The sequence below is a fragment of the Mesorhizobium sp. KACC 23794 genome, from assembly GCF_052180275.1.
Classification (GTDB): domain Bacteria; phylum Pseudomonadota; class Alphaproteobacteria; order Rhizobiales; family Rhizobiaceae; genus Kumtagia.
This window is the reverse complement of the sequence record NZ_CP197465.1, coordinates 1496267-1522041: the sequence shown is the minus strand read 5'-3', so window position 1 is coordinate 1522041 and position 25775 is coordinate 1496267. Positions and strand designations below refer to the sequence as shown.

At 65.8% G+C, this 25775-nt stretch carries 27 protein-coding genes; 9 read left to right on the top strand and 18 right to left on the bottom strand.

What is annotated here, in order from left to right:
- Positions 1-36 precede the first annotated feature (36 nt).
- Positions 37-825, bottom strand: coding sequence for a DUF1194 domain-containing protein (locus tag ACSBOB_RS07610; RefSeq protein WP_442581835.1), 789 nt, complete (start codon positions 823-825; stop codon positions 37-39).
- Between the two features lie 137 nt (positions 826-962).
- The gene (locus ACSBOB_RS07605) at positions 963-1715 is read right to left on the bottom strand and encodes a class I SAM-dependent methyltransferase (RefSeq protein ID WP_442581834.1); all 753 of its coding nucleotides are present in this window, start codon (positions 1713-1715) and stop codon (positions 963-965) included.
- 107 nt (positions 1716-1822) lie between these two features.
- Here ACSBOB_RS07605 and gloB point away from each other — a divergent pair, with 107 nt between their 5' ends.
- Both gloB and ACSBOB_RS07595 read left to right on the top strand, forming a co-directional pair.
- Positions 1823-2590 (top strand): hydroxyacylglutathione hydrolase, encoded by a 768-nt coding sequence (gloB, locus tag ACSBOB_RS07600; RefSeq protein ID WP_442581833.1) that lies wholly within the window; start codon positions 1823-1825, stop codon positions 2588-2590.
- A 2-nt stretch (positions 2591-2592) separates the two neighbouring features.
- Positions 2593-3045: a cupin domain-containing protein gene (locus tag ACSBOB_RS07595; protein WP_442581832.1), complete on the top strand. Its 453-nt coding sequence runs from the start codon at positions 2593-2595 to the stop codon at positions 3043-3045.
- Between the two features lie 134 nt (positions 3046-3179).
- Here the strand turns inward: ACSBOB_RS07595 and ACSBOB_RS07590 are convergent, their stop codons facing one another.
- The 5 genes from ACSBOB_RS07590 to ACSBOB_RS07570 all read right to left on the bottom strand — a co-directional run bounded on the left by ACSBOB_RS07590 (position 3180) and on the right by ACSBOB_RS07570 (position 7722).
- Complete coding sequence (locus ACSBOB_RS07590; RefSeq protein WP_442581831.1) at positions 3180-4052, bottom strand: hypothetical protein; 873 nt, start codon at positions 4050-4052, stop codon at positions 3180-3182.
- Between the two features lie 443 nt (positions 4053-4495).
- Positions 4496-5167, bottom strand: a complete 672-nt coding sequence (locus ACSBOB_RS07585; protein WP_442581830.1) for a lysoplasmalogenase — start codon at positions 5165-5167, stop codon at positions 4496-4498.
- Positions 5164-6057: an aromatic amino acid exporter YddG gene (gene yddG / locus ACSBOB_RS07580; protein ID WP_442581829.1), complete on the bottom strand. Its 894-nt coding sequence runs from the start codon at positions 6055-6057 to the stop codon at positions 5164-5166. Before yddG ends, ACSBOB_RS07585 begins: the two co-directional genes overlap by 4 nt.
- A 27-nt stretch (positions 6058-6084) precedes the next feature.
- A complete protein-coding gene (locus tag ACSBOB_RS07575; protein ID WP_442581828.1) occupies positions 6085-6888 on the bottom strand; it encodes a DUF3108 domain-containing protein in 804 nt (267 codons plus the stop codon).
- 78 nt (positions 6889-6966) lie between these two features.
- On the bottom strand, positions 6967-7722 hold the full coding sequence (locus tag ACSBOB_RS07570) for an adenylate/guanylate cyclase domain-containing protein (RefSeq protein ID WP_442581827.1): 756 nt from the start codon (positions 7720-7722) through the stop codon (positions 6967-6969).
- A 225-nt stretch (positions 7723-7947) separates the two neighbouring features.
- Here ACSBOB_RS07570 and rpmB point away from each other — a divergent pair, with 225 nt between their 5' ends.
- The 3 genes from rpmB (at position 7948) to ACSBOB_RS07555 (ending at position 9726) form a co-directional block, all read left to right on the top strand.
- The gene (gene rpmB, locus ACSBOB_RS07565) at positions 7948-8250 is read left to right on the top strand and encodes a 50S ribosomal protein L28 (RefSeq protein WP_442581826.1); all 303 of its coding nucleotides are present in this window, start codon (positions 7948-7950) and stop codon (positions 8248-8250) included.
- Positions 8251-8380: 130 nt separating this feature from the next.
- Entirely contained in the window at positions 8381-9061 is a 681-nt protein-coding gene (locus tag ACSBOB_RS07560) for a queuosine precursor transporter (RefSeq protein WP_442581825.1), read from the top strand.
- On the top strand, positions 9058-9726 hold the full coding sequence (locus ACSBOB_RS07555; RefSeq protein ID WP_442581824.1) for a spermidine synthase: 669 nt from the start codon (positions 9058-9060) through the stop codon (positions 9724-9726). Before ACSBOB_RS07560 ends, ACSBOB_RS07555 begins: the two co-directional genes overlap by 4 nt.
- A gap of 3 nt (positions 9727-9729) precedes the next feature.
- Here the strand turns inward: ACSBOB_RS07555 and ACSBOB_RS07550 are convergent, their stop codons facing one another.
- Positions 9730-10701, bottom strand: a complete 972-nt coding sequence (locus ACSBOB_RS07550) for a hypothetical protein (protein ID WP_442581823.1) — start codon at positions 10699-10701, stop codon at positions 9730-9732.
- 219 nt (positions 10702-10920) lie between these two features.
- Here ACSBOB_RS07550 and ACSBOB_RS07545 point away from each other — a divergent pair, with 219 nt between their 5' ends.
- A complete protein-coding gene (locus ACSBOB_RS07545) occupies positions 10921-11814 on the top strand; it encodes a DMT family transporter (RefSeq protein ID WP_442581822.1) in 894 nt (297 codons plus the stop codon).
- 41 nt (positions 11815-11855) lie between these two features.
- Here the strand turns inward: ACSBOB_RS07545 and ACSBOB_RS07540 are convergent, their stop codons facing one another.
- The 6 genes from ACSBOB_RS07540 to ACSBOB_RS07515 form a co-directional block, all read right to left on the bottom strand.
- On the bottom strand, positions 11856-12872 hold the full coding sequence (locus ACSBOB_RS07540) for an esterase-like activity of phytase family protein (protein ID WP_442581821.1): 1017 nt from the start codon (positions 12870-12872) through the stop codon (positions 11856-11858).
- Between the two features lie 212 nt (positions 12873-13084).
- Positions 13085-14983, bottom strand: coding sequence for a cobaltochelatase subunit CobT (gene cobT, locus ACSBOB_RS07535; RefSeq protein WP_442581820.1), 1899 nt, complete (start codon positions 14981-14983; stop codon positions 13085-13087).
- Between the two features lie 14 nt (positions 14984-14997).
- Positions 14998-15366 carry a hypothetical protein gene (locus ACSBOB_RS07530; protein ID WP_442581819.1) on the bottom strand — a complete coding sequence of 123 codons (369 nt, stop codon included), beginning with the start codon at positions 15364-15366 and terminating at the stop codon, positions 14998-15000.
- 140 nt (positions 15367-15506) lie between these two features.
- On the bottom strand, positions 15507-15830 hold the full coding sequence (locus ACSBOB_RS07525) for a type II toxin-antitoxin system HicB family antitoxin (RefSeq protein ID WP_442581818.1): 324 nt from the start codon (positions 15828-15830) through the stop codon (positions 15507-15509).
- A complete protein-coding gene (gene cobS, locus ACSBOB_RS07520; RefSeq protein WP_442583672.1) occupies positions 15831-16817 on the bottom strand; it encodes a cobaltochelatase subunit CobS in 987 nt (328 codons plus the stop codon). It lies immediately after the preceding gene.
- A 254-nt stretch (positions 16818-17071) separates the two neighbouring features.
- Positions 17072-17689, bottom strand: coding sequence for a J domain-containing protein (locus ACSBOB_RS07515; protein WP_442581817.1), 618 nt, complete (start codon positions 17687-17689; stop codon positions 17072-17074).
- 139 nt (positions 17690-17828) lie between these two features.
- On the opposite strand from ACSBOB_RS07515, the gene ACSBOB_RS07510 reads away from it, so the two are divergent.
- The 3 genes from ACSBOB_RS07510 (at position 17829) to ACSBOB_RS07500 (ending at position 21209) form a co-directional block, all read left to right on the top strand.
- Complete coding sequence (locus ACSBOB_RS07510; protein WP_442581816.1) at positions 17829-18131, top strand: BolA family protein; 303 nt, start codon at positions 17829-17831, stop codon at positions 18129-18131.
- 340 nt (positions 18132-18471) lie between these two features.
- Entirely contained in the window at positions 18472-20028 is a 1557-nt protein-coding gene (locus tag ACSBOB_RS07505; RefSeq protein ID WP_442581815.1) for a caspase family protein, read from the top strand.
- Positions 20029-20444: 416 nt separating this feature from the next.
- Positions 20445-21209, top strand: coding sequence for a bestrophin-like domain (locus tag ACSBOB_RS07500; RefSeq protein ID WP_442581814.1), 765 nt, complete (start codon positions 20445-20447; stop codon positions 21207-21209).
- 3 nt (positions 21210-21212) lie between these two features.
- On the opposite strand, the gene ACSBOB_RS07495 is transcribed toward ACSBOB_RS07500, so the two are convergent.
- The 4 genes from ACSBOB_RS07495 to ACSBOB_RS07480 all read right to left on the bottom strand — a co-directional run bounded on the left by ACSBOB_RS07495 (position 21213) and on the right by ACSBOB_RS07480 (position 25668).
- Positions 21213-22829 (bottom strand): GMC family oxidoreductase, encoded by a 1617-nt coding sequence (locus ACSBOB_RS07495; protein ID WP_442581813.1) that lies wholly within the window; start codon positions 22827-22829, stop codon positions 21213-21215.
- Between the two features lie 10 nt (positions 22830-22839).
- Positions 22840-23274: a sugar dehydrogenase complex small subunit gene (locus ACSBOB_RS07490; protein ID WP_442581812.1), complete on the bottom strand. Its 435-nt coding sequence runs from the start codon at positions 23272-23274 to the stop codon at positions 22840-22842.
- A 133-nt stretch (positions 23275-23407) separates the two neighbouring features.
- On the bottom strand, positions 23408-24931 hold the full coding sequence (locus ACSBOB_RS07485) for a permease (protein ID WP_442581811.1): 1524 nt from the start codon (positions 24929-24931) through the stop codon (positions 23408-23410).
- Positions 24928-25668, bottom strand: a complete 741-nt coding sequence (locus ACSBOB_RS07480) for an ABC transporter ATP-binding protein (RefSeq protein WP_442581810.1) — start codon at positions 25666-25668, stop codon at positions 24928-24930. The genes ACSBOB_RS07485 and ACSBOB_RS07480 overlap by 4 nt, the downstream gene beginning before the upstream one ends.
- Positions 25669-25775: the final 107 nt, after the last annotated feature.

Genomic DNA, 25775 nt, shown 5'->3' with positions numbered 1-25775 from the left:
CAGCCAGGGGACCGGCGGCTCAGCTTTGCCAGACTCTCAGCGGTCCAGTTCCGGAAAATACGGATCCGAATAGAACCTGCGGTCGCGCTCGCCCTTCAGGCAATCGACCGGCTCGGCGGCAACAGGGACGAGGCCTGCCGGCGGCGATGCTCCGCTCACTTCGAGGATGAGCTTGCGGCGGATCGCCGTGGCGAACTCGCCCGCCGAGCGAATCGGCAGCATGAACGAGCCGGGTCCGCCGATGACGCATTCCGCGTAATAGCGGTCGAGGTCGCGGAACGTCGGCGACGGGCGGATGATGATCGGCAGGCCGTTGACGACGATGCCGTCGGAAACCGCGCGGTCTCGGGCACCCGTTACCGGCAGGCCGATATTGTTTGGCCCGTCGCCCGACACATCGATGACGCGGCGAACCCCGCTGGCGGGATTGCCGTCGAACAGCCCGTTTCCAAAATCGAGCGCACCGGAGATCGAGGTGCCCGTGAAGCCGCCGAACGGCCGCGCGGCGAGCCTGGCAGCGAAGGCCCGGGCGCTTTCCGGCCCGTCGATCACCTGCCACGGCACCAGAGATTCCCCGCGCACGGTTCCCGCCCATTCGAAATAGGTCATGGCGATGCGGCCTTGCAGACCGGAGCGCACCGCAGCGATGAAATCCGGATGCCGGATCGCCTCTACGTAGCCGGCCCGCTGCAGGGCGAACTCCTCGGCATCCATCGAGCGCGACACATCGACCGCCAGCACAAGCTCGACATCGACCGGCATGGCCGCCGCCACCGGCCGCGCATCGCAGCCGAGGCAGAGCAGAAGACCGAGCAAGGACAGCATGGAACGGACCCCGCGAAGATGGCCCACACCAAATCATAAAGGTGGCGAAATCGCGGGGTGAGGTCGACGTGGCCGGCCCTCCGCTTTCGCTCCGGGCGTTCGTTGCCCGAAAAGCCAGATCGTTGGCTTTTCGTCCGCTACGCGGACCGCTCCTCACCCCTCGCAGCCCGCGCGCCCTGCGGGTTGAGCACCGGCACGAACACCCGGCGCGAGGCGCGCTGCGAGACCGGGATGCCCTGGTAGAGCCGCTTCTGCGCCTCCACGACGATCACGCCGGAAAAGATCGGCCAGAAACGCCGCCCGGCGCGTTCCAGCATCGGCTGCAGCCGCATCATGAAATTTCGCCGCGACGGCGGGAAGAACAGCGCGTCTGACGAGGCGGACGGCGTAAAGTTGGCATCGCGCAGAAGTTCGTTGAGCTGGCTGCGCGAGAACGGCCGACCGGTGCCGAACGGCGTGTGCTCGAAGCGCGCCCATACCCCGCGCCGGTTGGGCACGACGATGACGACGCGCCCGGCCGGCGACAGCACCCGCCAGATCTCCTTCAGCGTCTCGCGCGGGTTTTCCGCGTGTTCGAGCGAGTGCACCAACACCATGCGGTCGACCGAGGCGTCGACCAGCGGCAGCTCCTCGTCGAACACCAGCACCGTCGAGGACGGCCCGTCATTCGGCCAGCGCACCGCGCCCTGCGTGCCGGGCATGAAGGCGAAGACGCGCTCCGCGTCGGCGCCGAAGCGTTCCAGCCAGGGCAGCGTATAGCCCAGCCCCACCAGCCGCTCGTTGGGCAGGTTCGTCCACAGCGCCGACAGCGCGAAGGTGATCGAGCGCTCCGCCGCATGGCCGAGCGGCGATGCGTAGAAGGAACGCAGGTCGACGATGTCCGAGTTCATGGGCGGCGACGGTAGCGGCGTCGCATGACGAGTTCAACATGGACCATCCTGCGGGATGACACCGCCGGCCCGACGCTCTATCTATCCAGCCGAAAAGGAGAGTTTTGATGACGATCGACATCGACCAGTTCATGTGCCGCACCGACAATTTCGGCGTGCTCGTCCGCGACCGCGAGACCGGCGAAACGGCGCTGATCGACGCGCCCGAGGAGAAGCCGATCCTCGACGCCATCGCGCGCACGGGCTGGACGCCGACGCTGATCCTGACCACGCACCACCACCCCGACCATGTCGAGGCCAATTTGGCGCTGAAGCAGCGTTTTGGGCTGAAGATCGTCGGCCCGGCCAGGGAGAAGGAAAAGATCCCCGGCATCGACGAGACCGTCGACGGCGGCTCGACTTTTCGCTTCGGCGGCGAGGAGGTGCGGGTGATCTTCACGCCCGGCCACACGCTCGGCCATGTCTCCTTTCATTTTCCGGATTCGAAGGTGCTGTTTGCCGCCGACACACTGTTTGCGCTGGGCTGTGGCCGGCTGCTCGAAGGCACGCCGGCGCAGATGTGGCAGTCGCTGAAAACGCTGTCGGCGCTGCCGCCGGAGACAGCCGTCTATTGCGGTCATGAATACACGCAATCCAACGCCCGCTTCGCGGTGACGGTAGACCCGGACAACACGGCGCTGAAAAAGCGCGCCGCCGAGATCGACCGGTTGCGCGCCGACGGCAAGCCGACCCTGCCGACGACGATCGGCCGCGAGCTTGAGACCAATCCGTTCCTGCGCCCGCACGATCCGAAAATCCGCCGCACGCTCGGCATGGAAAACGCCTCGGATGAGGCGGTGTTCGCCGAGATTCGCAAGCGCAAGGACAATTTCTGACCATGCCGCCGGAGGCAAGGCCGTCCTCGACGGCCGCCGCCCAGATTGTCGACCGGCTCGGCATGCGGCGCCATCCGGAGGGCGGGTGGTATGCCGAGACGTTTCGCGACACGCCGGCCGAAGGCGGGCGCGCCAATTCCACGGCGATCTATTTCCTGCTGGAACAGGGCGACGTCTCGGCCTGGCACCGGGTGCGCGACGCGGTGGAGGTCTGGCACTTTTATGCCGGTGCACCGCTGGAACTGGCGATCTTCGATCAGGCTGCCGGCCGCCATTCCCATCGCCTCGGGCCGGACCTCGCCGCCGGCGAGCGGCCGCAAGCGGTCGTTCCCGCCAATGCCTGGCAGACGGCAAAAAGCCTCGGCGACTGGACGCTGGTCGGGTGCACGGTCGCGCCTGGGTTCGAGTTTTCGTCCTTCGAACTGGCCCCGGAGGGGTGGGACCCGTTTTCCTGAGCCGGCTTCGCCGCCCTGAGGCCTGGCCGGCTCCGCCGGCGCACGGTATATTCTGACAGCACGGATCGCCGCCAGGCCGCGAAAACTTCGCGCTGGCCGTCGATGCTTCGCTTGTGACGTCCGGCAGGAGGCCGTCAGGACGTGTCCGGCTTCTCCATCGCCCACTGCGCCAGCCCATGGACGACTTCCAGAACGTCCTGCACCTCATGGGTGGATTTTGGCCGCCAGCCGGGCGGCCGGCCGGGCTTCAGCGGCCAGACCCGCTGGAACCGCGCGGGCGTGCCGGTTCGCCTGAACGGCGCGATCCCCGCCTCCTGGCGCAGCTTTTCCTTCGCGGCCGCCGCCTCGTTGCGCGCCCGCCAGCGGGCAAACCGTCTTGCCTGGCCTGGAAGGTCGTCAAGGGCGGCGGCCAGCGCTTGCAGGCGCAGGGAAATCCGCGTCGCGTCGACCGGATCGTTGGCGGACCGGCGGCGGAACGGCATGCCGGACGGCGCGCCATCGGCTGCCACTGGCCACGGGCGGACGCTCCAGGGCCGCAGCGGATCGAACAGCGGCAGGCTGCGTTTTTTCGGGCGGGCGGCGCGGATTTCGGCGGCCCGCCGGGTCGCAGCGATGCGCCTCAGTTCGTCCCGCGACACTGTGACGGCGATGCCGAAGCCGCGCAGCAGCGGCTCGATGGGTTTCGGCGTCGATTTTCGCGGACGCGCTGGCGGCAGTACGACCACCACCCCACGCGCCGCCACGATGATCAGCCGCCGCACTGCCGCTTCGGCCGGTCGCAGCAGTTTTGCGATAGCGCGATGCAGGTTTCGGGGAAGGGTAAGCGCCGGGGACAGTTTACTTTTTTCCGCCAGCGCCAACCCTGAAGCGGCAGCACCCTTCTGCGGAAAGAAAGGAAACTGTCCCCCAGCGCCAAGCCCTGCACCCATCCCGGCCATGGCGACGAGCATGGCCAGCACACGCTTCAGCGCTTCCCGGTTCTTGTCGACTGCCGCAGTCCAGTCCATCGCCGCTTCCTTCCGAGTAAAGGCGGGGAGGATTATCGCTCCGGTCGGAGGGGTGGGGAAAAGACGCGGGAAAATAATCCTGACGGATGCTGACAACGACGGTGGCTGACTATCTGCTTGAAGAAGCTTTCCCGTGCAATTCCAGTGTCTTGCCATGGGCGCTTTGGCTCGACTGTGGGCGCCGCCCCTCACTGTCCTGCCGGACATCTCTCCCCGTAAGAACGGGGCGAGAGGGCCAGGCTTCACCGCTTTCGCCAACCTTGACCGTTGGAGATTTGCGAAGAGAGCGCGGCAGGCCGTCCTCGCCCCGTTCTTCACGGGGAGAGGGTCCGAAGGACGCAGGCAGGTGAGGGGCGGCACCGACGGCAAAAGAAAGCCGCGTACACAGGCTTCGCGACTTTCCGGCGGACGACATCGAAGCGCGCCGACAAAACCCGCCCAGCCTAGAAGCTGATCAGCCCCAGCGTGATCGCCAACTGGCCGAGGTAATAGGTGGCCCACACGGCGTAGCGCATCCAGTCGCGCTGCCGCGAGATCGCCGGCAGCAGGAATTTTTCCGTGGCGAGCAGCGTGTCCGACGCCATGAACAGCAGCGCGCCTAAAATCACCAGCGGCGCGTCGAGCGTCAGCGCCGAGACGCCCATGCCGAGGATGGCGACGATGTAGACCGCGACGGGAATGCGCAGTTCCGGCCCGATCCGCCGCCACAGCAGCACCAGCATGATCAACCCGTATACGACCAGCACGGCAGCGAGAGCGCCACGCCATGGCGCATCGAGGAGCACGGCCACGCCGCCGCCGATGGTCGCGAACAGCGCGATATACGCGACATGGGCCGCCAGGAAACTCGCCAGTCCGGCAAGAAACGCTTTTTCGCCCGGCCTCGACAGGAAAAGATCGCCGGCCGCGCTAAGCGCCAGTGCGAGCACCAGAAGCCAGTGTCCGTGTTGCATGCCGGCCAGCACGGCCAGCAGCGCCACGGCCAGGGTCTTGACCACCGAGGCGACGAAGCGGGGCGGCGCGGCCGCCATGGTGCCGTAGAGCAGCGCCGCGCCGCAGGAGAAGATGAAGGTGGCGTTGCCGGGGCTTTCGACCCCGCCCTCGAACGGCATCATGCGCCGGCCCCGCCTTTCGCCGCCCGGCCCGCCGAGAACAATCTTGGCCGCGCCGCCAGAACCGCCCCCGCCGTGATCAGCAGGCAGGCGCCGATGACGTTCCAGGTCGGCTCGGCGAAGCCGGTGGCGATCAGCACCAGCGTCGACAGCAGCGGCGCGGCGTAGCTCGCCGCGCCCAGCACCTGGATGTTGCCGCGCTTGACCCCGAAATCCCAGGCGTAGAAGGCGGCGCCCACCGGCATCAGGCCGAGCCCCAGCACCGCCAGCCATTGGCCCGCATTCGCCGGCAGCACGGTCTCTTCCAGCGCCAGATAGCAGGCGAGTGACAGGATCGAGGTGGCCGCGCAGAACCACGTGACGATGCTGGTCGGCACTTCGGCAAAGCGCCGCGACAGCAGCGAATAGCTCGACCACAGCAGCGCACACACCGCCGCCATGGCGTAGCCGAAGGCGTAGCGGCTCTCGAAGGACAGGCCGCCGCCCTTGGCGACGATCAGCACCGTGCCGCCCAGCCCCAGCACCGCGCCGGCGACATGGTTCCAGCGAAGCCGCTCGCCGGGCATCAGCGCCGAGCCGACGACGATGAGCAGAGGCCACAGATAGGCGATCAGGCTGGCCTCCACCGCCGGCGCGTTGCGCAGGGCGGTGAAGTAGAAGAAGTGGTAACCGAACAGCCCGCCAATGCCGATCAGCCAGACCACGGGCGGAATTCTTGCCGGCGCGGCGGGTTTGGCCATGACAAAACGAGCGCAAAGCCCGACCGCCGTGCCGATGGCAAAAGTGATCGCCGACAGCAGGAAGGGCGGCACCTGCCCCGACGCGTCGGTGAGCAGCGCCAGCAGCGCCCACATCGCCACCGCGGAAAAACCGATCAGCGTTGCCCGTGCCATAAAACCCTCCGGCGCGGGCGCGTCCCGCTACTTGTTCGCGTCGAGGCCTTTTGCCCTCACGGTCACGGTCCCGATCTGCGTGCCGACGGTGGCGTGGACGGGCGCATATACGCCGGTCGAGCCCAGCGGCGCAAATGCGATCATGATCCTGCTCTGCTTCTCCAGATAGTCGAGCGATTTCCGCCCCTTGCGGTAGCCCGACACCGGCTTGACCGTCACCCGGCAGGTCACCACCCCGTCGCCATAGGCTTTCGCGGCTTCGGAGTTCGGCGCGGCATGCAGCGTCGCATCCATGCGGAACTCGCCGTCGAAGAGTTTTATGGTGCGGCCGCACACCTGGTCCGGGGCGGAGGCTTTTATCATGCCGGCCGACAGAGGATCGGCGACGCCGTCGAGGTCGCCGGGCTTCAGCGGCACCCAATGCTTGCGCTTCTTCAGCGGCGGCACGTTTTCAGTGCTGACCACGTCACCGCCCCTGAATTTCAGCGCCGTCATCTGCTTTCGCTTTCCTTCGGTATAGTCCATGCGGAAGGCGTCGGGCTGCGTACGGTCGCCGGCAAAGCCGCCGGAGGCCGAGCTCCTGCCCTTGGTGCGGTCGAAGATTTCCGCGATGCCGGCGCTGGCGACCGTCCCCTCGACCGAGAATTTGCCGTTCTCGAAGCGGCTCTCGAAGGTCGAGCGGGCAATGGTGAGGCCGAGATAGGAGACGATGTATTCGCCCTTGAAGGTCTCGACCTCGGCACGGGCCGGCGCGGCAGCCGGCATTGCCAGCGACAGCACGAGCGCAATCGGCGCTCCCCGCCGCGAAATACGCTTCGGGTCTGCAATCATATCGGGAACCTTGCCAGCCATGCCGTTCAGGAAGGCGATAAATTCGGCAGCAATGTGGAGCGTGGACGGCCTCGAAGCTCAGTGCACCGTCAGCACATGTGCCGGCACCGGCTGGTTGATGCCCTTCAGCGACAATTCGCGGATCGCCGCCCCCGCGACAAGCTCAGGCGCTTGAGCGGCGGCTTCGGCCGAGACGAGAATCTCGCCCGCCGCGGCTTGCGATTCCAGCCGGGCGGTGAGGTTGACCGCGCCGCCGATCGCCGTGAAATCGCTGCGGAAGGTCGAGAACTCGCCGATTTCGACCTCTCCCGTATGGACCCCGACGCCGACGCCGAGCGGCATGGCCCTGGTGTCGACGCCGCGCTTCGCCATGCCTTCCAGCGCCGCGCCGCATCGCCGCTGCACCTCGATCGCCGCCCGCACGGCGGCGGCGGCATGGCGCTCGGCCTTGATCGGAAAATTGAAGATCGCCATCAGGCCGTCGCCCATCTGCTTGTTGACGATGCCGTCATGCTCCCAGATCGCCTGCGCGCACTGGTCCTGGAAGGTGCTGACGACGGCGCTGAGGGTGATCGCGTCGAGCTGCTCGGACAGGTAGGTGTAGCCGCGCATGTCGGCGAACAGGATGGAGGCCGTCGCGGACACGTGCCGCTGCTTCTTGACGAAGGTGAAGGCGCGCTCGCAGATGGTGCAGATGTTGGGGTTCATCTTGCTGCGGGTGATGCCGAACGCCTGGAACGGCAGCGCAAGAGGACCCCGGATCGGGATCGGCATATGCATCTGGTCCCAGCAGCCGCGGCAGATGCGGGCCTGGCTGCGCGTGCTCGATTCCATGAGATGCGACTTTCCGACTTGACCGGCTGGAGTATATGCTGGACCAAGCGCCGAAGCGAGAGTGTCGCGTCCTGAGGCGTTTGGCAACTGCCGAGCTTTGCCTTGACGCCCCGGCCAAATGCCACTATGGAACGCCGACTTTTCCAAAAGGCCGCCCGAGAGACCGCGCGCCATAGTCTGGCGAAGCTGATCCGTTGGCCCCGTAGAGAACCGAAGGTAACAAAAATGTCCCGTGCTTGCGAACTGACCGGCAAGGCCGTGCTCACCGGCAACAATGTCAGCCACGCCAACAACAAGACCCGCCGTCGCTTCCTGCCGAACCTCGTCAGCGTCACGCTGATCTCGGAAGCGCTGAACCAGAACGTGCGCCTGCGCATTTCGGCCAACGCGCTCCGTTCGGTCGAGCATCGCGGCGGCCTCGACGCCTTCCTGGCCAAGGCCGACGTGACCGAGCTTTCGCAGCGCGCCCGCCTGCTGAAGAAGCAGATCGCCAAGAAGACCGCCGAGCAGGCCGCCGTCGCCGCCTGAGGCTTTTGACGTTTTCGGGCGGGGGACGACCGCCTTACCGGAGCCCGGCGTCCTGGACGGCGGGCTTCGTTTCATTGGGGCGGCCGCATGGCGCGGTCCCGCCACTGGTTCCATTACCCAGGATAAAAAAATGCACACCAGAAAGACCTACCTGCCCTTCGTGCTGGCCATGGCGCTCGTCGTCGTTGCCTCCAACATCCTCGTGCAGTTCCCGGTGCAAGGCACGCTCGGCGGCCTGTCGCTGGCCGACATCCTGACCTGGGGCGCCTTCACCTATCCGGTCGCCTTCCTCGTCACCGACCTCGCCAACCGCCGATACGGGCCGCTGTTCGCGCGCCGCGTCGTGTTCGTCGGCTTCATGGCGGCGGTGGCCTGCTCGATCATCGCGCCGCCGCTGCTCTATCGCCTGGGCCTGATCGAGTTCGAGACCGCCGCCGGCCGGCTGGTGCGCATCGCCATCGCCTCGGGCGCGGCCTTCCTCACGGCACAGCTACTCGACGTCACCGTGTTCAACTGGCTGCGCCGGCAGAGCTGGTGGCGCGCGCCGATCTTCGGCACGCTGGCCGGCTCGGTCGTCGACACGATGGTCTTCTTCTCCATCGCCTTCGCGGCGGCCTTTGCCTTTGTCGGCCCCAGCGACGAGTTTGCGCTCGAAGCCGCCCCGCTGCTCGGCATGCTGCCGGCGGAAGCGGCGCGCTGGATGTCGTGGGCGCTGGGCGACCTGTCGGTCAAGCTGATCATCGCCGTCTTCGCGCTGATCCCCTACCGGCTAATCGCCGCGCGCTGGAGCCAGCCAGCGGTCGCTGCTTGATCCCCTGGGTCCAGCTCGATAAGGCGCCGGTCCCCGGCGGCGGCGAGTTGCGGCTGAAGCAGCGCGGAAGCGAATTCTCCATCATGCTCGGCACCAACGAGCTGATGAACAGCCGGCTCAGCGGCTCGGAGGAGGCGCTGGCGCGATTGTCTTGCGAACATATTCGCGGCCGGCCGGCGCCCAAAATGCTGATCGGCGGGCTGGGCATGGGGTTTACGCTGCGCACCGCCCTTGCAGAACTCGGCGCTGACGCAAGCGTCACGGTCGCGGAACTGGTGCCGGCGGTCGTCGCCTGGGCTCGCGGCCCGATGGCGCCGGTGTTCGGCGGCTGCCTCGACGATCCGCGCGTCGCCATCCACGAGACCGACGTCGGCGACCTGATCCGCTTCGCACGATCATCTTGGGACGCGATCCTGCTCGACGTCGACAATGGGCCGGAAGGCCTGACCCGGGAGGGCAACGACGCGCTCTACGATTTTTCCGGCCTCGCCGCCGCCCATGCGGCGCTGAAACCGGGCGGCGTGTTTTCCGTCTGGTCGTCGGGACCGGACGACCGCTTCACGCGGCGGCTGCGCCAGGCCGGCTTCTCGGTGGAAGAGGTCGCAACGCGGGCACGCGGCAAGCGCGGCGCGCGCCATGTGATCTGGATCGCTACGCGCAAGTAACGATCAGAACGTTGCGTCAACCTCGCTGCGAATGCAGTCATATACTTTCTGCGCGCCACCAAACTTTTCCAATGCCGCCCCGCCCGCTTCTGAAATGCGGGCACCCGAGATCGGCCGGGCAAGTATCATATCGTTCCCCGGAAACAGCAGGACAGCCGTGCGACCAGCCTGAAACCGGTCTATCGCATCCTGGCGATGTTTGGGCAGGTCGCTTTCAGGCAGACCGTTCAATTGCCTGTTCATGGCAATATTGGCTTCGCCGATTTCATTGGCCGGCCCAAAATCGCCGACAATCCCAGCGACGACCCGATTTGTTGCGCTCCTGGAAAAGGCGACCACCGTGCTGCGCTTCCTGATGCCGTGCGCGTTGAACTGCGATGGCGTGGAAGTGGTGGCCTTAGGCAAGACGACGGCCGGCATCGAAAGCGCATCGATCCATTTCGATTGGTCGCAATCGCCCACTCTCGTGAAGCCGCCCGCAACCGCCACGTCGGCAGTCATCGAGACGAGATAACCGTCGGAGGTTATGCAGGGCTGCTTGGTGACGGCGTTCTTCTCGATAATGTCGGAACTGAGCACTTTCCAGGTTTTGATCTCCGGAAAGCCGGCGTCCCGAACTGCCGTGAAATCGGATGTCGGCCTGGCCGAGTTTCGGTAGGCGTTGCGGATATTGTTGATTCCGCACGGTGTCGCGGAAGGATCTGAAGCACAGCGGCGTCCGGTGACGTCATCCTTGTGATACGAGATCTTCGTTCCGTCAGTATTCACCTTGAGCGACGTAATGAACAGCAACGGTCGGATATTACCTAGAGTTGCGACCAGATCCCCCTCGAATACCTTCACACTGGTGGCGCCCTGTTCATCGGAGCGGGTGAATTTATGTCGAAATCCACACCCCGCCGCAGACGCTTCACTTTCTACCGCCGTCAACGCAACAACAAATGCCATCGCGCTCGCAAGATAAGTTCCAGACATTTTCGAACTCCTGTCCGTATGCCCATAATATAAAGCATCGCACGGAATTTGTGTTCGCGCCATTCATTTATAAACCTGGCTTTTTCATCGACGCGCGTCGTCGCCTTGGACGGTCGATACCCCGAGGCTTGGCGCTATCGTCAAGAGCCGCAAGATGCTGGAAAGCAGCAGAGGCAAACGACCGATTCCGGGCGAGATGCCTCGCCGGAAGCGCAGCGCATGGCCACATCGACCACCGGAACGCACGCCCCGTCGCAGACGACCAAGGGCATCGTGCTGATGATCGTCGGCGTGCTGACCGTGCAGCTGGTCGACGGTCTGGCGAAACACCTCTCCGCCACCTATTCGCCGCTGTTCATCAGCTCGGCCCGCTATGCGATGGCCTCGCTGATCGTCCTGCCCATCGCCCTCGCCATGCATGGGCGAAAGATCTTCCCGACCGAGCAGATCGGCGCCAATGTGCTGCGCACAATCTTCATCATCGGCGCCATGACGTTCTATTTCCTGGCGATCGCCCGCATTCCGCTGGCGACCGCCATCAGCGCCTATTTCGTCGCGCCGATCGTCGCCGTCATCCTGTCGATGCTGATCCTCAAGGAGCGCATGACGGCGCGAAAATTCTTCAGCCTCGTGCTCGGCTTCGCCGGCTCGATGGTCATCCTGCAGCCGGGTGGCGCGATCGAGCCCGGCATCCTGCTGGCGCTGGCCTCCGGCTTCTTTTTCGCCTTCTATATGATCGCCAGCCGCCGCGCCGCGCAGGGCAGCGAGGTGATCAAGATGCTGGCGTTCCAATGCGTGATCGGCACGGCGCTGCTCGTGCCGCAAGGGATCGTCTTCTGGAAGACGCCGGCGCTGGCCGACCTGCCGCTGTTCTTCCTGATCGGCGTCCTGTCGACCGTCAGCCACATGCTGACCATCTACGCCTTCCGGCTGGCCGACGCCTCGACGCTGGCGCCGCTGATCTACGTCGAACTTTTGGGGGCGGCGGCGATCGGCTACCTGTTCTTCGGCGACATTCCCGGCCTGACGACCATTTTTGGCGCGGCGCTGATCGTCATCGGCGGACTGGCGCTGCTGCAGCGCCGCCGCGCACCTCTCCAGCCGGTGGCGTAAGCGCCTGGCAAACGTAGGCCGAGGCCACCGGACATGCAGCCTCAATCCGCGTGCAGCACGAATTCCAGATAGAGATTGCGCTGCAGGATCGAGTGGTTGTCGTCGGAGATGATCGACACCATGGTGGCGCCGTCGGCGCGCTGCCAGACGTCGAGACCTTCCATATTGTCGATCTGGTAGGCCATGTCGGCGGTGAACAGCACCGGCCCATCCGCAACCTGCCCCTTGGCGACGCTCTCGCCATAGATGCGCCTCAGCCGCATCTTGACGCCGTCGGCGAGGCGGTAGCTGCGCTCCAGAAGCAGCAGGTCGCCGTCGGGCAGGAAGGCGCCGTCGGTGATGTCGAAGTCGCCGCTGCGCTTGACGGTGAAGATGCCCTTGTTCGGTCCCTCGATGATCGCGGCAAAGATGTTGCCTTGTTTGTCGAGGCTCTTTTCCGAGACCACCACCAGCCCGCCCTCGTGCTGGCCGAAGGCATGCGCCCGCGTCACCGTCTCGAAGCCGCGGTTCTGGCGCAACTCGTTCTTCGGCACGAGGAAATCCAGCTGCCGGAACGGCGCCTTCATGTCTTCCGGGTCGATACGGAACTGGGAAATGCGGTGGTTGCGCTCGAAGCCGACAGTGGCGACGCCGTCCTTGACGTCCAGCCCCTCGGCGTCGACCAGCCACTTCTTGCCGATCGGCTGGCCGGCCTCGTCGACCATCTGCACCATGCGGAAATTATCGACGCCGGTCGGGCGGCCTTGCGCATCGCGGACAATGGAGCCGAAGAACCAGAAGCCGGTGTCGGCAACGCCGACGAAATCCTTCCCCAGCGAGGTGAAGCGGAAGGCCGACAGCGCGCCGAAATCACTGCCCGACGCCGTCATCTCCAGCCCGCCGACAAATTCCAGCGGCCCGAACATCTTTTCATCGCGGCCGATGTGGAATCTTTCGATCGGCCGCGCAGTGACCTGCATGGTCTCGATGGACGCGGGGTCGGCTTGGGCGGGCGCGAGCGGCAGAAGGTAGAATAGTGCGGCGAAGAAACATACGGTCAGCGCCGCGCTCTGTCGCACCCCCCTCTGTCCTGCCGGACATCTCCCCCTCATGGGGGGAGATTGGCCGTCCGCTTTGGTTTCGCCAATCACCAACGTTGCAGGAGGGGCAGCTTCGCCGAAGCAGCCAATCTCCCCCCTTGAGGGGGAGATGTCCGGCAGGACAGAGGGGGGTGCGAAGGAACGCGGCCTAGTGCGTTCCAAAAGCGCCGCCATCCGCCATGGATGCATCCTCATCCCGCCCGCCGGAAACCGCCGGTGCGGCGCATGTCGCGGGGTGTCTCCTCGCCGAACAGGGAGGCGAGTTGCTCGGTCATGGCGCCGGCCAGTTCCTCGGCGTCGACAATGGTGACGGCGCGGCGGTAATAGCGGGTCACGTCATGGCCGATGCCGATGGCGAGCAGTTCGACCGGCGAACGCGTCTCGATCAACTCGATGATGGCGCGCAGGTGCCGCTCCAGATAGTTGCCCGGGTTGACCGACAGGGTGGAATCATCCACCGGCGCGCCGTCCGAGATCATCATCAAAATCTTGCGCTGCTCCGGCCGGGCGATCAGGCGCTGGTGCGCCCACAGCAGTGCCTCGCCGTCGATGTTTTCCTTGAGCAGACCTTCGCGCATCATCAGGCCGAGATTGCGGCGAGCGCGGCGCCACGGCGTGTCGGCGCTCTTGTAGATGATGTGGCGCAGGTCGTTGAGCCGGCCGGGATTGGCCGGCTTGCCGTCCTTCAGCCACTTTTCACGGGCCTGCCCGCCCTTCCAGGCGCGGGTGGTGAAGCCCAGAATCTCGACAGAGACGCCGCAGCGCTCCAGCGTACGGGCAAGGATGTCGGCGCAGGTGGCAGCGACCGTGATCGGCCGGCCGCGCATCGAGCCGGAATTGTCGAGCACCAGCGTCACCACGGTATCGCGGAATTTTGTGTCGCGCTCCTGCTTGAAGGACAGCGGCTGCATCGGGTCGATGACCACGCGCACCAGCCGTGCCGGATCGAGGTAACCCTCCTCCAGATCGAAATCCCAGGAACGGTTCTGCTGCGCCATCAGCCGCCGCTGCAGCCGGTTGGCGAGCCGCCCGACGACGCCCGAAAGGTTTGCAAGCTGCTTGTCGAGGAAGGCGCGCAGCCGGTCGAGTTCCTCCTCGTCGCAGAGTTCCTCGGCGCCCACCGTCTCGTCGAAGGCGGTGGAAAAAACCTTGTAGTCGATCTCCTTCGGCAGGTTGGTGAAGGGATTGTCCTTGCGCTTGGCCTCGCCCGGCGTCTCGGCATCCGCCTCGTCGTCGTCGGCGACATCGTCGGCGTCCGCGTCGGTCGCCTCCATCTCGCCGGCCTGCTCGTCCTCGGAAGAGGCCTCGGTATCCTCGGGCTGCGCCTGGTCGCCGGCGGAATCGTCCTCGCCACCGTCCTCGCTGTTTTCCTCGCCCTGCGGCTCGTTGTCGTCGCTGTCGGCTTCGTCGCTCTGCTGGTCGTCGCCAAGTTCCTCGGCCATGTTCATCGAGGCCAGCATGTCGCGCACCAGCCGCGCAAAAGCCTGCTGGTCGTCGAGCTTGTTGGCGAGGTCCTCCAGCGCGCCGCCGGATTTTTCCTCGACCCAGTCGCGCCATAGCGAAACGAGCTTCTCGCCGCTCTTCGGCACCGGCCGGCCGGTCAGCTTTTCGCGCACCATCAGGGCGAGCGCTTCTTCCAGCGGCGCTTCAGACTGCTCGCGCACGTCGGCGAGGTTGGCCTTGGTGTATTTGTCCTCAAGCATGAAGCCGATGTTGTCGGCGACGCCCGTCATGCGGCGCGAACCGATCGATTCCACCCGCGCCTGCTCGACGGCGTCGAACACGGCGCGCGCCTGCTTGCCCTCCGGCGCCAGCTTCAGATGCACGCGGCTGTCGTGGCAGGCGCGCTTCAGCGCCATCGAATCGCCCAGCCCGCGGGTGACCGCGATGTCGGTCAGGGTCGGCTTCTTCGGCAATTCGGGCAGCCGGGCGCGGTTTCCCGCCAGCGCCGGCTTGTCCTTGGCGAAGCCGACCTCCAGCTCACGGTCGCCGGAGACCGCGCGCATGCACACCGTCACCGCGCGCTTGAACAGGTCGGTGTCGGCGCCGGTCTTCGGCTTCGAACGTGTGTTGTCTCCGGGTCCGGCCAAGAGAACCTCTTTATCTAATCCAGCGACACGAGGGTCGCGCCGTTACGGGTCGCATAGGCGTTCTGCAGAGCATACAGGTGATACGGCCCGCATACACTCGCGATTTCTTCAAGCTTCGGCGGCCGCACGGTCCTCGTCGCCACCCTGTGTCCGATGGTCCAGGCCAGGATTTTCGGCCGCGCGTCGACGCAATAGGCGTAGGCGCAGCGGGTCACGCCTTCGCCCGGTCGCGTCGAGCAGGACGCCCCGTTGCGGGCCAGCATGTCCACCACCCACCCGCGCTCCTTGATGTCGTAGCCCGCCAGGAAGAAGCCCGGCTGGGTCGTGCTGAGCAGGTAGTCGCCGTTTACCGCAGGGTAATAGGTGGTGCACCCGCAGGCCAACAGACCGATGAGGCTCCACCCGGCCCGGATCACCAAACGCTCCCGCTCGACTCAGCACCGGGTTCGCCCCGCTCGCCGCGTAAATTGTCGCCCGGGCCTGCCATCAGAACTCTTTTCGCTCCCACCGATGCCGTAGAGGCCTATTCCGCGGCCATCGAATTGCGGTACGACGGCACGGGAATGGCATCGCCGTCTTTCACGGCTGCCTCCGCCCATTCCAGTGCGGCCAGCCTGACGTCTTCTATGGCGTCCATCGCCGTCTGACCGTCACCCGTGCAACCCGGCAAGGCAGGGATGGTCGCGAGCCAGCCGCCACCTTCCGCGTCCTTGAGCGGCCGCACGGTGACTTCGTAGGCGGCCGGGTCGAACAAGGCGCCTTCCGCATCGACCAGTCCGCCCGGGGATTGGCGCGCATGCGGTCGACCGTTTTGCCCATCGTTGCGCATCTCGCCCGCCAGGGTCACTCAGCTCAGCACCACGTTCGCCGCGCTCTCCGGCAGTTCCTGGCCAAAACTGCGCTGGTAGAACTCCGCCACGATCGGCCGCTCAAGCTCGTCGCATTTGTTCAGAAAAGTCAGGCGGAACGCCCAGCCGATGTCGGCGAAGATTTCCGCGTTCTCGGCCCAGGTGATCACCGTGCGCGGGCTCATGACGGTCGAGAGATCGCCATTGACGAAGGCCGAGCGCGTCATGTCGGCCACGCGCACCATCTTGTTGACGATGTCCTTGCCCTTGGCGTCGCGGTAGTGCTTTGCCTTGGCCAGCACGATCGCCACCTCGTTGTCGTGCGGCAGGTAATTCAGCGTGGTGACGATCGACCAGCGGTCCATCTGCGCCTGGTTGATCTGCTGGGTGCCGTGATAGAGGCCGGTGGTGTCGCCGAGGCCGACCGTGTTGGCGGTGGCGAACAGGCGGAAGGCGGGATGCGGGCGGATGACGCGGCTCTGGTCGAGCAGCGTCAGGCGGCCGGAGCTTTCCAGCACGCGCTGGATGACGAACATAACGTCGGGACGGCCGGCATCGTATTCGTCGAAGCACAGCGCCACATTGTGCTGGTAGGCCCAGGGCAGTATGCCGTCGCGGAACTCGGTGACCTGCTTGCCTTCCTGCAGCACGATGGCGTCCTTGCCGACGAGATCGATGCGGCTGACATGGCTGTCGAGGTTGACGCGCACGCAGGGCCAGTTGAGGCGCGCCGCCACCTGCTCGATATGGGTCGACTTTCCGGTGCCGTGATAACCCGAGACCATGACGCGGCGGTTGAAGGCGAAGCCCGAGAGAATCGCCAGCGTCGTCTGCTTGTCGAACAGATAGTCCGGATCGAGATCCGGAACATGTTCGCTTGCGGACGAATAGGCCGGCACGACCATCTTGGACTCGAAGCCGAATTTATCCTTCACCGAGACGGTTGTGTCCGGCAGGTTTGCTATGTCGCGGTCGACCTTGTTCATCATTTCTCCACGGGCAAAGCCGCGCTTCGCCGGCATACTATTTATCCGCGCGCGGTCTTAGAGCCTTTTCCAACCGGATGAAAGTTGGAAAAAGGGTCGGCGATCAACCTTGTCGTCTCTGGCCCAAGATGTTTCCCGCCGGCAAAGCCGTAGGGATGGGGAGACGATGGTGCTCCATGAGCACCGCAGCGGAGCACATTCGGCGCATCAGCGCCGAAGACCGGCCATCTGCGGCCCGTCCTCACCGATTCCGTTCAGCAGCGGCCCGCCTGCTTGAGCATGCGGTAGGCCTGTATCACCTCGCGGAACCGGTCCTCGGAGCCACGGTCGCCGCCATTGGCGTCCGGATGATGACGCTTGACCAGTTCCTTGTAGCGGGCCTTGATCGCCTTGCCGGTCGCCTCGGCCTCCAGCCCCAGCGTCTCCAGCGCCTTGGCCTCCAGCGGCCGGGCGCGGCTTTCGGCGCGCGGCGCCTCGGCCCGCTGCTGCGAGAACAGGTTGAACGGATCGCGGACGTTCTTGTGATAGGCCGCGCGCCCCGAGCGCTTCTGCGAAAAATCCGGCGCGAAGCGGGCATTGCCGTTGGACGCGACGGTCCAGGTCGGCCGGTGGCCGGTCAGCGCCTCCTTCTGGAAGCGGGCGACCTCGGCGGCCGGCGCCCCGGCGAAATAGTTGAAGCCCTTGTTGTACTCGCGCACATGGTCGAAGCAGAAGCGGAAATACTCGCCCTCGCGCATACGCCCCACCGGCGCGCGGTGCGTGCCCGGCTCCTTGCAGCCGTCCCACTGGCACAGCGGCGCCTCCGACTTCGCCTCGGCCATCGGGTCGGGGCGCACGCGGATCTTCTCGAAATATTTCGAAAACGTGCTCATTGCCTCAGTTATGGGACGTTCGCAGATGCGAAACAAGAATTGACATTTCGGCGATGATGGCCCTAACCGCTGAATCGCGGATTAAATTTGGCCACAGGCGCCCCTCGGCGCGCGGCCCGAGCCTCTGGCAGGTGATATAATGTCGTTCCAGTCGGATATCGAGACCAAACTGACCCAGGCGTTCGCGCCGGAGCGGCTCTCCGTGGTCAACGAAAGCCACCAGCACGCCGGCCACCACCATGTCGAATCAGGGCATCACGCCACGTTCGACGGCACCGGCGAAACGCATTTTCGCGTCCGCATCGTGTCCGCGGCGTTTGCCGGCATGAGCCGGATCGACCGCCACCGCGCCGTCAACGCGCTTCTCGCGCCCGAACTCAAGGCCGGCGTCCACGCGCTCGCCATCGAACCGGCGGCGCCCGGCGAAAAGACGCGCTGGTGATCTGAGCCCTTCCGGGTTCCGGAGACTCCGCCGACTGTCGCCGTCGGACAGCAGTCACAACCGGCAGCGGCCACAAGAAGCCTGACGGCGAAGGGCCGGCACATTGTCCGATTATTGTCGGCCTAAATTGCCTCACAATACAGCCGAATGCTGTAGTTTGTAGTAACCTGTCTTATTGACGGACCCGAGCCGGCGACATAGAGTTCATCCGGGGCCAAGGCATGCCGTGATCGATGATCGCGTTTCTGCTTATTTGGAATGCACATTTCTTTCAGATCTTACGGGCCGCAACCGGCAAAGAACAAAAATTCCGGCGCCTGCATTCTTGGGGGTAAGGCAAATGCGCAAGGCGCTTGGTCTGCTTGTAACACTCATGGCGGCGTTTCTGTTCGTTGGAGTTGCTTCGGCTTCCGTTCCCGGAAAGAAAGTCGCGCTGATCATCGGCAACGGGGCCTACAAGCACGCGGTCGAACTCCCGAACCCGAAGCGCGATGCGATGCTGATGTCGGCGACGCTGCGCGGCGCGGGCTTCACGGTCATCGAGGGCGTCGATCTCGACAAGGCCGGCATGGCCGCCATCATCGACCAGTTCACCGAGGCTGCCTACGATTCCGAAGTCGCGCTGGTCTATTATTCCGGCCACGGGCTTCAGGTCGACGGGCATAATTATCTCATCCCGGTCGATGCGCAGCTTGAGAAGGCCGCCCAGCTCCAGACCCGCACGATCTCCGTCGACCAGTTGCTGACCACCCTTCCCCCGGATCCGGCGGTCAGCATGATCATCCTTGATGCGTGCCGGGACAATCCCCTGGCGCGCTCGCTGGCCAAGGCGCTGCCGGCCAGCCGCTCCAATTCCATGGGCGCCGGTCTGGCGCCCGTCCAGGCCAGCGGCCAGAGCACCGGCTCCGGCGGCCTGCTGATCGCCTATGCGACCGATCCGGGCGCTGTCGCCTATGACGGCAGCTCGACCAACAGCCCTTACACCTCCGCGCTCGCCCGGCATCTCACCACGCCCGGGCTGGAGATCCAGAGCGCGTTGACGCGCGTGCGCGCCGACGTTTCGGAAGCGACCGGCGGCGCTCAGCGCCCGTGGCACAATTCCTCGCTGGGACGCGAGGTGTTCTTCGGCGGCGAACCGGCGAAGTCCGTGCCGCTGACGCTCGGCGCCGACGCGCCGATCGCGTTGCAGGCTCCCGCCAAGCCCTCCGATGCCGAATGGACCATCGAGCAGAAGCTCTGGGACGAGGCCTCGAAGCGCAACACCATCGCGCATTACGAACTCTATCTGCAGAAGTATCCGAATGGCAGCTACGCGCAGCTCGCCAGCCTGAACATCGACCAGCTGCGCGCCGGCGGCGGCACGCAGGTCGCCTCGCTCGGCGAGCCCGCTCCGTCAGCCTCGCAGGTGCGGACCGCGATGACCGTCCCCGACGACGTCAAGCAGCTTCCGGGCACGCCGGCGACCGAGGCCACGCTCAATCTCGACAAGGCGGCGCGCATCGACCTGCAGCTCAGGCTGAGCGCGCTCGGTCATGAAACCGGCGGCGCCGACGGTTCGCTCGGTCCCCGGTCGCGCGTCGCCATCGGTGCCTGGCAGCGCCAGAGCGGCATCATCGAGACGACCTATCTGACGCCGCAGCAGCACATGTTCCTGGTCGTCCAGACAGATCCGCTGATGGCCCAGGTCCGCGCCCGCTACGACGCGCAGAAGGCCGCTGCCGCGAGCGCCCCGCGCAAGCAGAAGGTGGCCAGCCAGAAGCCTCGCCGCAACCCGGGCAGGGACCAGAAGCTCGGTCGCGTCAAGGAGAGCGGCGGCGGCTTCCTGGATTCGCCGGGAGGCGCCGCATTCGTCGGCGGGCTGGTAGGCGGCACCATTGGCGGCCTGATCGGCCATTAGCGGGGTCACAGGACGGCGCAGGAGCGATACGCGGCACTTTCGATATCTGCATTGCCTTACCAAGGGCCCTAAATATTGACCGTTCGCATCGCCCCTTATCCGACGGCTGAAGTGAACGACCGCTGGTGTTACGGCAACGGATGAAACTTCCGCCCGATCACCAGACGGGTGGTGTCGAAGGCCTGCAACGCGCCGGCCGAAAAACCTTCAATGCCCTCGATCACCCCCAGCATCGACGCCTGCGGCTGGCGAACTCCCTGGCAATGCCCGGCGGCCGGTCGGCATCGAACGACGAGCCGCTCCGGTCGAGTGCCTGGCGGGGCTGCAGCGAGACGCTGTGTTGACCGCCACGTTGGCATCGCCTTCCGCGGCCCGATGCGATAAGCGTGTCGCCGCTGATCGTCGGGGGCCGCGCTTTGACTTCACTTATGCTGGGCGGGATTGTCTTCTGCTGCCTGCTTGTCGCCGCCCTTTTCGGAATCTGGCTCCGCGGGCGGCTTCCGGTGCATCATCTGAGTTCCGATTCGAAGGATGCGATCCGGCTGTCCACCGCCATCATCGGCACGCTGGCTGCGCTGGCGCTCGGCCTACTGATCGCCTCCGCCAAGGGCGCCTATGACGACGCCAGGAGCGAACTCAAGACCTCGGCCGGCCGCATCGTGCTGCTCGACCGGGTAATGGCCCATTACGGCCCCGAGACGACCGCCGCCCGCCAGCAGATGCACGACTTGCTCGAGGCCCGGCTGCGCCAGAGCTGGACGGTCCGCGACGTCAGCAGCGACCCGATCGACATCATCGGCGACGACAGGGGTGTGGAGAGCGTCCAGGACGCGTTGCGCGCTCTGGTTCCGACCAATGACGGACAGCGCTGGCTGCAGAACCGTGCGCTGACCGTCAGTGGCGAGATCGCCGAGGCACACTGGCTGCTGGTGGAATCCGAGACGGAAGGCCTGCCGGGCGCCTTCGTCATCGTGCTGGTCTTCTGGCTGGCCCTGCTGTTCGTGTCCTTCGGCCTGATGGCGCCGGGCAACACGACGGTGATGACGACGCTGTTCCTGTGCGCGCTGTCGGTCGCCGGCGCGGTGTTCGTCATCGTCGACATGGACCAGCCTTATCTCGGCGTGATCTACATTTCCGATGCGCCGCTGCGGGAAGCGCTGAGCCTGCTGGGAAAGAGTTGAAGGCTACCCCGCCAGCGCCGCCTTCACCGCATCCACTGCGCGCAGGCTGAGCGCGGCGATGGTCAGCGTCGGGTTGGCGGTCGCCGAAGTCGGGAATACCGACGAGCCGAGGATGAACAGGTTGGCGTGGTCGTGGCTGCGCAGGTCGCGGTCTACGACGGAGCTTTTCGCATCGTCGCCCATGCGCGCCGTGCCGATGATGTGGCCGGCGCCTTCCGCGCCGTCGCGGTGCTGGATCTGCGTGGCGCCGAGTTTTCCAAAAATCTCGGCATGTGCCTCGCGCGCCGCCGACAGCCCCTCCCTCACGTAGGAATCGAGGCTGTAGTAGAGGCGCGGCAGCGGCACGCCGTAAAAATCCTTCTCGGTGGGGTCGAGCGTCACGCGGTTCTGCTGTTCCGGCAGTTGTTCGATCAGCGAGGCCATCCTGATGTGCCGCGAGGCCTGGTCGCGAAGGGCCGAATCCAAGGCCTTGCCGCGCAGCCCCTGCCCTGCGAGCTCCGCCGCCGTGCTTGTCGGCGCACCGGTCGGCCACGACCAGCCGTCATTGCCGATCTCGATGCGGAAAGCAGGGCGTTCACTGCGGAAATCGCCGTCGCGCAGATTCTCGATGCCGGAGGTCGACAGCGGCCCGCGATACGGCCACAGCGGCTCGGGCGCCAGCGCCCAGCTCAATTGCGTCGGATGGTCCATCAGGTTGCGGCCGACCTGGTCGGAACTGTTGGCCACGCCGCCCGGCCGCGCCTCGTTCGCAGAATTGAGCAGCAGGCGCGGCGTCTCGATCGCATGCGCCGCCAGCACAAACACTTTTCCGACCGCGATTCCTTCGCTGCGGTCGCGCCGTTTGAATCGGATGGCGGCGATCTTCCCGTCCGGGCCGACCTCGATCGAAATCGCCGTCGTTTCGGCATGGATTGCAGCGCCGGCCTTTTCGGCCCGCGCCACATGCACGGTCGCGTCATATTTCGCCTGCACCGGGCAGACGGGGATGCAACTCGAATTACCGCAGCAGGCGGGACGATCTTCGCGCTCCGCCGAGTTGCGCCCCTGCGGCGTCGACCGCACCTCGTATTTCGCGCCGGCCAGCGCCTTGGCGAAAGCCTTGTCAAGAAAAGTCTGCGGAATCGCCGGCATCGGATAGTTCGACGAGCGCGGCGCACCCAGCGGCTCGGCGGAATCGCCGGAGACGCCGATCTCCGTCTCCGCCTCGCCGTAGAATTTTTCGAGTTCGTCATAGGCGATGGGCCAGTCGACGCCACGCCCATAAGCGCTGTTCAGGCGAAAGTCGTTCGGCACGAAACGCAGGCACGTACCGAGCCAGTGCCAGGTGGTGCCGCCCACAACCTTCACATAAGTGCTCTTGAATTTGTCTGGCCCCACCTGCCGGTACCAATGGTCGAGATTGTCGCTGACCGGATGGTCGGCCTCGGGGCTGACGGGATACGGGCACTCCGGCACCTTGATCGTCGCGTCCCAATAGCGCTGCACGGCGTCGTTGCGGTCGACCGGCGAGCCTGCCTCCAGCACGGTCACCTTGACGCCCGCCGCTGCAAGCTTCGCCGCCAGCAGCGCGCCGGAAACGCCCGAACCGACGACGATCACATCCGCTTCGATATCGGCCACAGGAACCTCGTCAGCTTTGCGGCGGTTCGGCCCAGTAGCCCGTCTCGCCGCCGCAATAGGCGAAGGGTTTTGTGAAATCGAGCGCGTTCCACATTAGCGCTTCGGTGAACCCGGCCACCGCCGGGCCGCTCCCGGTATCGACGACGCCCGAATACCAGGCGGCGACCACATCGTTCGCCACCGTGCCGGTATCGACCTGCGTGTCGGTGGCGAGCAGCGTCAGGCCGGGGCCGCGTCCACTCTCGATGAACCCTTCGAGCAGCTTTCCGGCCATGGTCGTATCGAGGCTGGAAGCGGCGGTTTCGGTCAGCCGCGCCGACAGCGCGATGAACTGGTCGGCAGTGACGGCATCCTGCGCGATGGCGCCACGCGGAAAACCGGCGGCGAGCGCCGCGAGGCTGGCGCCACCGAGGAAGACGTCGCGTCGCGTGATTGCTGGCTTCATGCGGTCCTCCCCGCCGTGGCTGTGGAGGATGATGAACCGCCAGGGTTTAGAAAAGGTGAGCGCCCGCCGATCAGGCCGGCGGCGGACTTCGATTTTTGCGCAGCCGGTTTGAGGAGACAGCCGTTGGCAAGAATCAGCCGAAGGCCTGCCTCGGCCGGAACAGTGCCGCCAGCACCAAGACCACCACCGGCACGACCGCCGCGACCAAGGCGACCCGGGTGCCTGCCGCGGCGAAGGCAGCGGTGGCCGCCCAGCCGATCGACGAGAACGCCTCGGCCAGCGTGGCGATGCGCGACGAGATCTGGCGCCGCCGGAAATGGCTGCGCCGTGCCTGGGCGCGGAAGAACAGTTGTATGGTCGTCGACGACGCGGCTGCCGCGAAGACCGCCCCGATGGTGACAAGTGCGACCCAGGGCGACACCGTGGCGATGACCAGCACGATCGGCGCCAGCACCAGGCCGATCGAGCCGATGACCGCCTCGCATTTGGCGCGCAGGATGGCGCTCCAGCGCACCGGCGCGGTCGACACCAGGTCGGGCGCGTCCTCGCCGGAGATGGCGAGCCAGGCGAGGCCGCCTGCAAGCTGGCCGGAGGCCATCACCAGCACCGGCGTCAGGATCACCAGCCCGTCGTGCTGGGTGCCGTAGTTGCGCCACAGCAGCAGCGCCGGCGGAATCAGGTAGAGCACCTGCATCAGCGTCTGCGACGCCAGCCAGGGGTCGCGCAGCAGCAGCGTCCATTCCTTGCGGCGCAGCGCCGAGGCGGCCGACGATTTGCGGAACGCCTTTCGCGCCCGCTGCCTGATGCTGCCCATGCCGATGCTGGCGGCGGCCACGGCAAAGCTGCCGAAATGCTTCGAGGCCACGGACACGGCAAGGCTGAAAAGCGCAAAACTGGCGAAAAGCACCACGGCAAGCGCCGGAAGATCGCCCATCGCGGCGCGCGCCGGCAGCCAGAACAGGCTGTCGGCGGCCGGTGCATACCGTATCGCCCATTCCGAATGGAAAAAATCGATCCGCGACAGGTTTCCATAGGCCATGATCGACGCCGTCTGCACGCCGATGACGAAGGCGGCGCCAACCACCGCCGCCACCACCTGCGCGATGAAGCGTGTGCGGCGCGCGCCGAGCAGCTTGAACAGCAGCACCGTCATTCCCGCCGCGAGCGCGGTCGCCGCCATCGCCATCGCAAGCAGCACGCCATAGGCCGCCAGCCAGCGCAACCCGCCGACATAGGCCAGCACGTTGATGAACGGGCCGAGCAACAGCAGCGCCAGGCCGAACGTCGTGACGCCTACGGCGCCGATGCGCAGCGCGAACACGCTTCTGGTCGGGGCCGGCGACGACAGCAGCAGGTCGAGATCGGCGCGCGAATAGAAGGCGCGCGTCACCGATTCCATCGCTTGCGAGATCGTCACCGTCCAGGCGAGGAAGGCGCTGCCCGTCACCACCAGCAGCGTCTCCAGGGCCGGCGGAAACTCCACGTCGGCATAGGGGCCGACGGCCTTCCAGGCGACATAGTGCAGGAAGGCTGCGAAGGCGCAGACGACGGCCAGAACGATGCGCGCACGGCGCGGCCTGCCGGCGGTCGCCATCGCGACGAGATCGCGCCAGGCCAGCCGCAACTCGTGCCGGGCAAACCAGGCGGCCCTCGTCATGCGGCGATTTCCGGCGTGCCGACCAGGTCGAGAAAGATCTCCTCCAGGCTCGAATGGTCCTTGCCGGCCCGCGCCCGCAGTTCCTCCAGCGTGCCTTCGGCAATCAGCCGGCCGGCGGCGATCACGCCGATCCGTTCCGCCATGCGCTCGGCGACTTCCAAAATATGCGTGGTCATGATGATGGTCGCGCCCTGCCGCACGCGTTCGGTGAGCACCGTCTTAACCTGCCTGGCGGATCCCGCGTCGAGACCCGTCAGCGGCTCGTCGAGGATGATCAGCTTCGGATCGTGCACCAGCGCGCCGGCCAGCGCCACCTTCTGGCGCATGCCTTTCGAAAAGCCCTCGCAACGTGTGTCGGCGTGCGGACCCAGGCCCAGCGAATCTATGAGGTCGCGAGCCCGTTTCTCCGCGACGGCCGCCTTGACGCCCCACAGGCCGGCGACGAATTCCAGATACTCGAACGGCGTCAGCTTGTCGTAGATCATGGGTTCGTCGGAGACCCAGGCCATAACCGATTTCGCCGCGACCGGATCGCGCCGCGCATCGATGCCGAAGATCGAGACCGCGCCGCGGTCGGGCTGCAGCAGACCCGCCACCATGCGCAGCGTCGTCGTCTTGCCGGCGCCGTTGGGGCCGAGCAGCGCATAGAACTCGCCGGCGCGCACTTCGAGGTTCAACCCGTCGACGGCCGGACGGTCGAAACGCTTGTGAAGGTCACGGATCTCAAGTGCCAGCACGCCAGTCTCGCCGGGTTGGAACGCAGAACTGCGGCACCTTAGATCGTTTAAGTTTAGCTGAGGTGAATTCGCGGCTGCGCCCTGCCCCAAAAGAACTCTTATAATAT

Bases quoted from the DNA above. Each gene is read 5' to 3' on its own strand.
- ACSBOB_RS07505 (WP_442581815.1), top strand. From the start codon at position 18,472: ATGCGCAAGGCGCTTGGTCTGCTTGTAACACTCATGGCGGCGTTTCTG.
- rpmB (WP_442581826.1), top strand. From the start codon at position 7,948: ATGTCCCGTGCTTGCGAACTGACCGGCAAGGCCGTGCTCACCGGCAAC.
- ACSBOB_RS07490 (WP_442581812.1), bottom strand. From the start codon at position 23,274: ATGAAGCCAGCAATCACGCGACGCGACGTCTTCCTCGGTGGCGCCAGC.
- ACSBOB_RS07485 (WP_442581811.1), bottom strand. From the start codon at position 24,931: ATGACGAGGGCCGCCTGGTTTGCCCGGCACGAGTTGCGGCTGGCCTGG.
- ACSBOB_RS07610 (WP_442581835.1), bottom strand. From the start codon at position 825: ATGCTGTCCTTGCTCGGTCTTCTGCTCTGCCTCGGCTGCGATGCGCGG.
- ACSBOB_RS07605 (WP_442581834.1), bottom strand. From the start codon at position 1,715: ATGAACTCGGACATCGTCGACCTGCGTTCCTTCTACGCATCGCCGCTC.
- yddG (WP_442581829.1), bottom strand. From the start codon at position 6,057: ATGGCACGGGCAACGCTGATCGGTTTTTCCGCGGTGGCGATGTGGGCG.
- ACSBOB_RS07510 (WP_442581816.1), top strand. From the start codon at position 17,829: ATGTCGTTCCAGTCGGATATCGAGACCAAACTGACCCAGGCGTTCGCG.
- ACSBOB_RS07560 (WP_442581825.1), top strand. From the start codon at position 8,381: ATGCACACCAGAAAGACCTACCTGCCCTTCGTGCTGGCCATGGCGCTC.
- cobS (WP_442583672.1), bottom strand. From the start codon at position 16,817: ATGAACAAGGTCGACCGCGACATAGCAAACCTGCCGGACACAACCGTC.
- ACSBOB_RS07545 (WP_442581822.1), top strand. From the start codon at position 10,921: ATGGCCACATCGACCACCGGAACGCACGCCCCGTCGCAGACGACCAAG.
- gloB (WP_442581833.1), top strand. From the start codon at position 1,823: ATGACGATCGACATCGACCAGTTCATGTGCCGCACCGACAATTTCGGC.
- ACSBOB_RS07575 (WP_442581828.1), bottom strand. From the start codon at position 6,888: ATGATTGCAGACCCGAAGCGTATTTCGCGGCGGGGAGCGCCGATTGCG.
- ACSBOB_RS07570 (WP_442581827.1), bottom strand. From the start codon at position 7,722: ATGGAATCGAGCACGCGCAGCCAGGCCCGCATCTGCCGCGGCTGCTGG.
- ACSBOB_RS07515 (WP_442581817.1), bottom strand. From the start codon at position 17,689: ATGAGCACGTTTTCGAAATATTTCGAGAAGATCCGCGTGCGCCCCGAC.
- ACSBOB_RS07590 (WP_442581831.1), bottom strand. From the start codon at position 4,052: ATGGACTGGACTGCGGCAGTCGACAAGAACCGGGAAGCGCTGAAGCGT.
- ACSBOB_RS07550 (WP_442581823.1), bottom strand. From the start codon at position 10,701: ATGTCTGGAACTTATCTTGCGAGCGCGATGGCATTTGTTGTTGCGTTG.
- ACSBOB_RS07585 (WP_442581830.1), bottom strand. From the start codon at position 5,167: ATGATGCCGTTCGAGGGCGGGGTCGAAAGCCCCGGCAACGCCACCTTC.
- ACSBOB_RS07595 (WP_442581832.1), top strand. From the start codon at position 2,593: ATGCCGCCGGAGGCAAGGCCGTCCTCGACGGCCGCCGCCCAGATTGTC.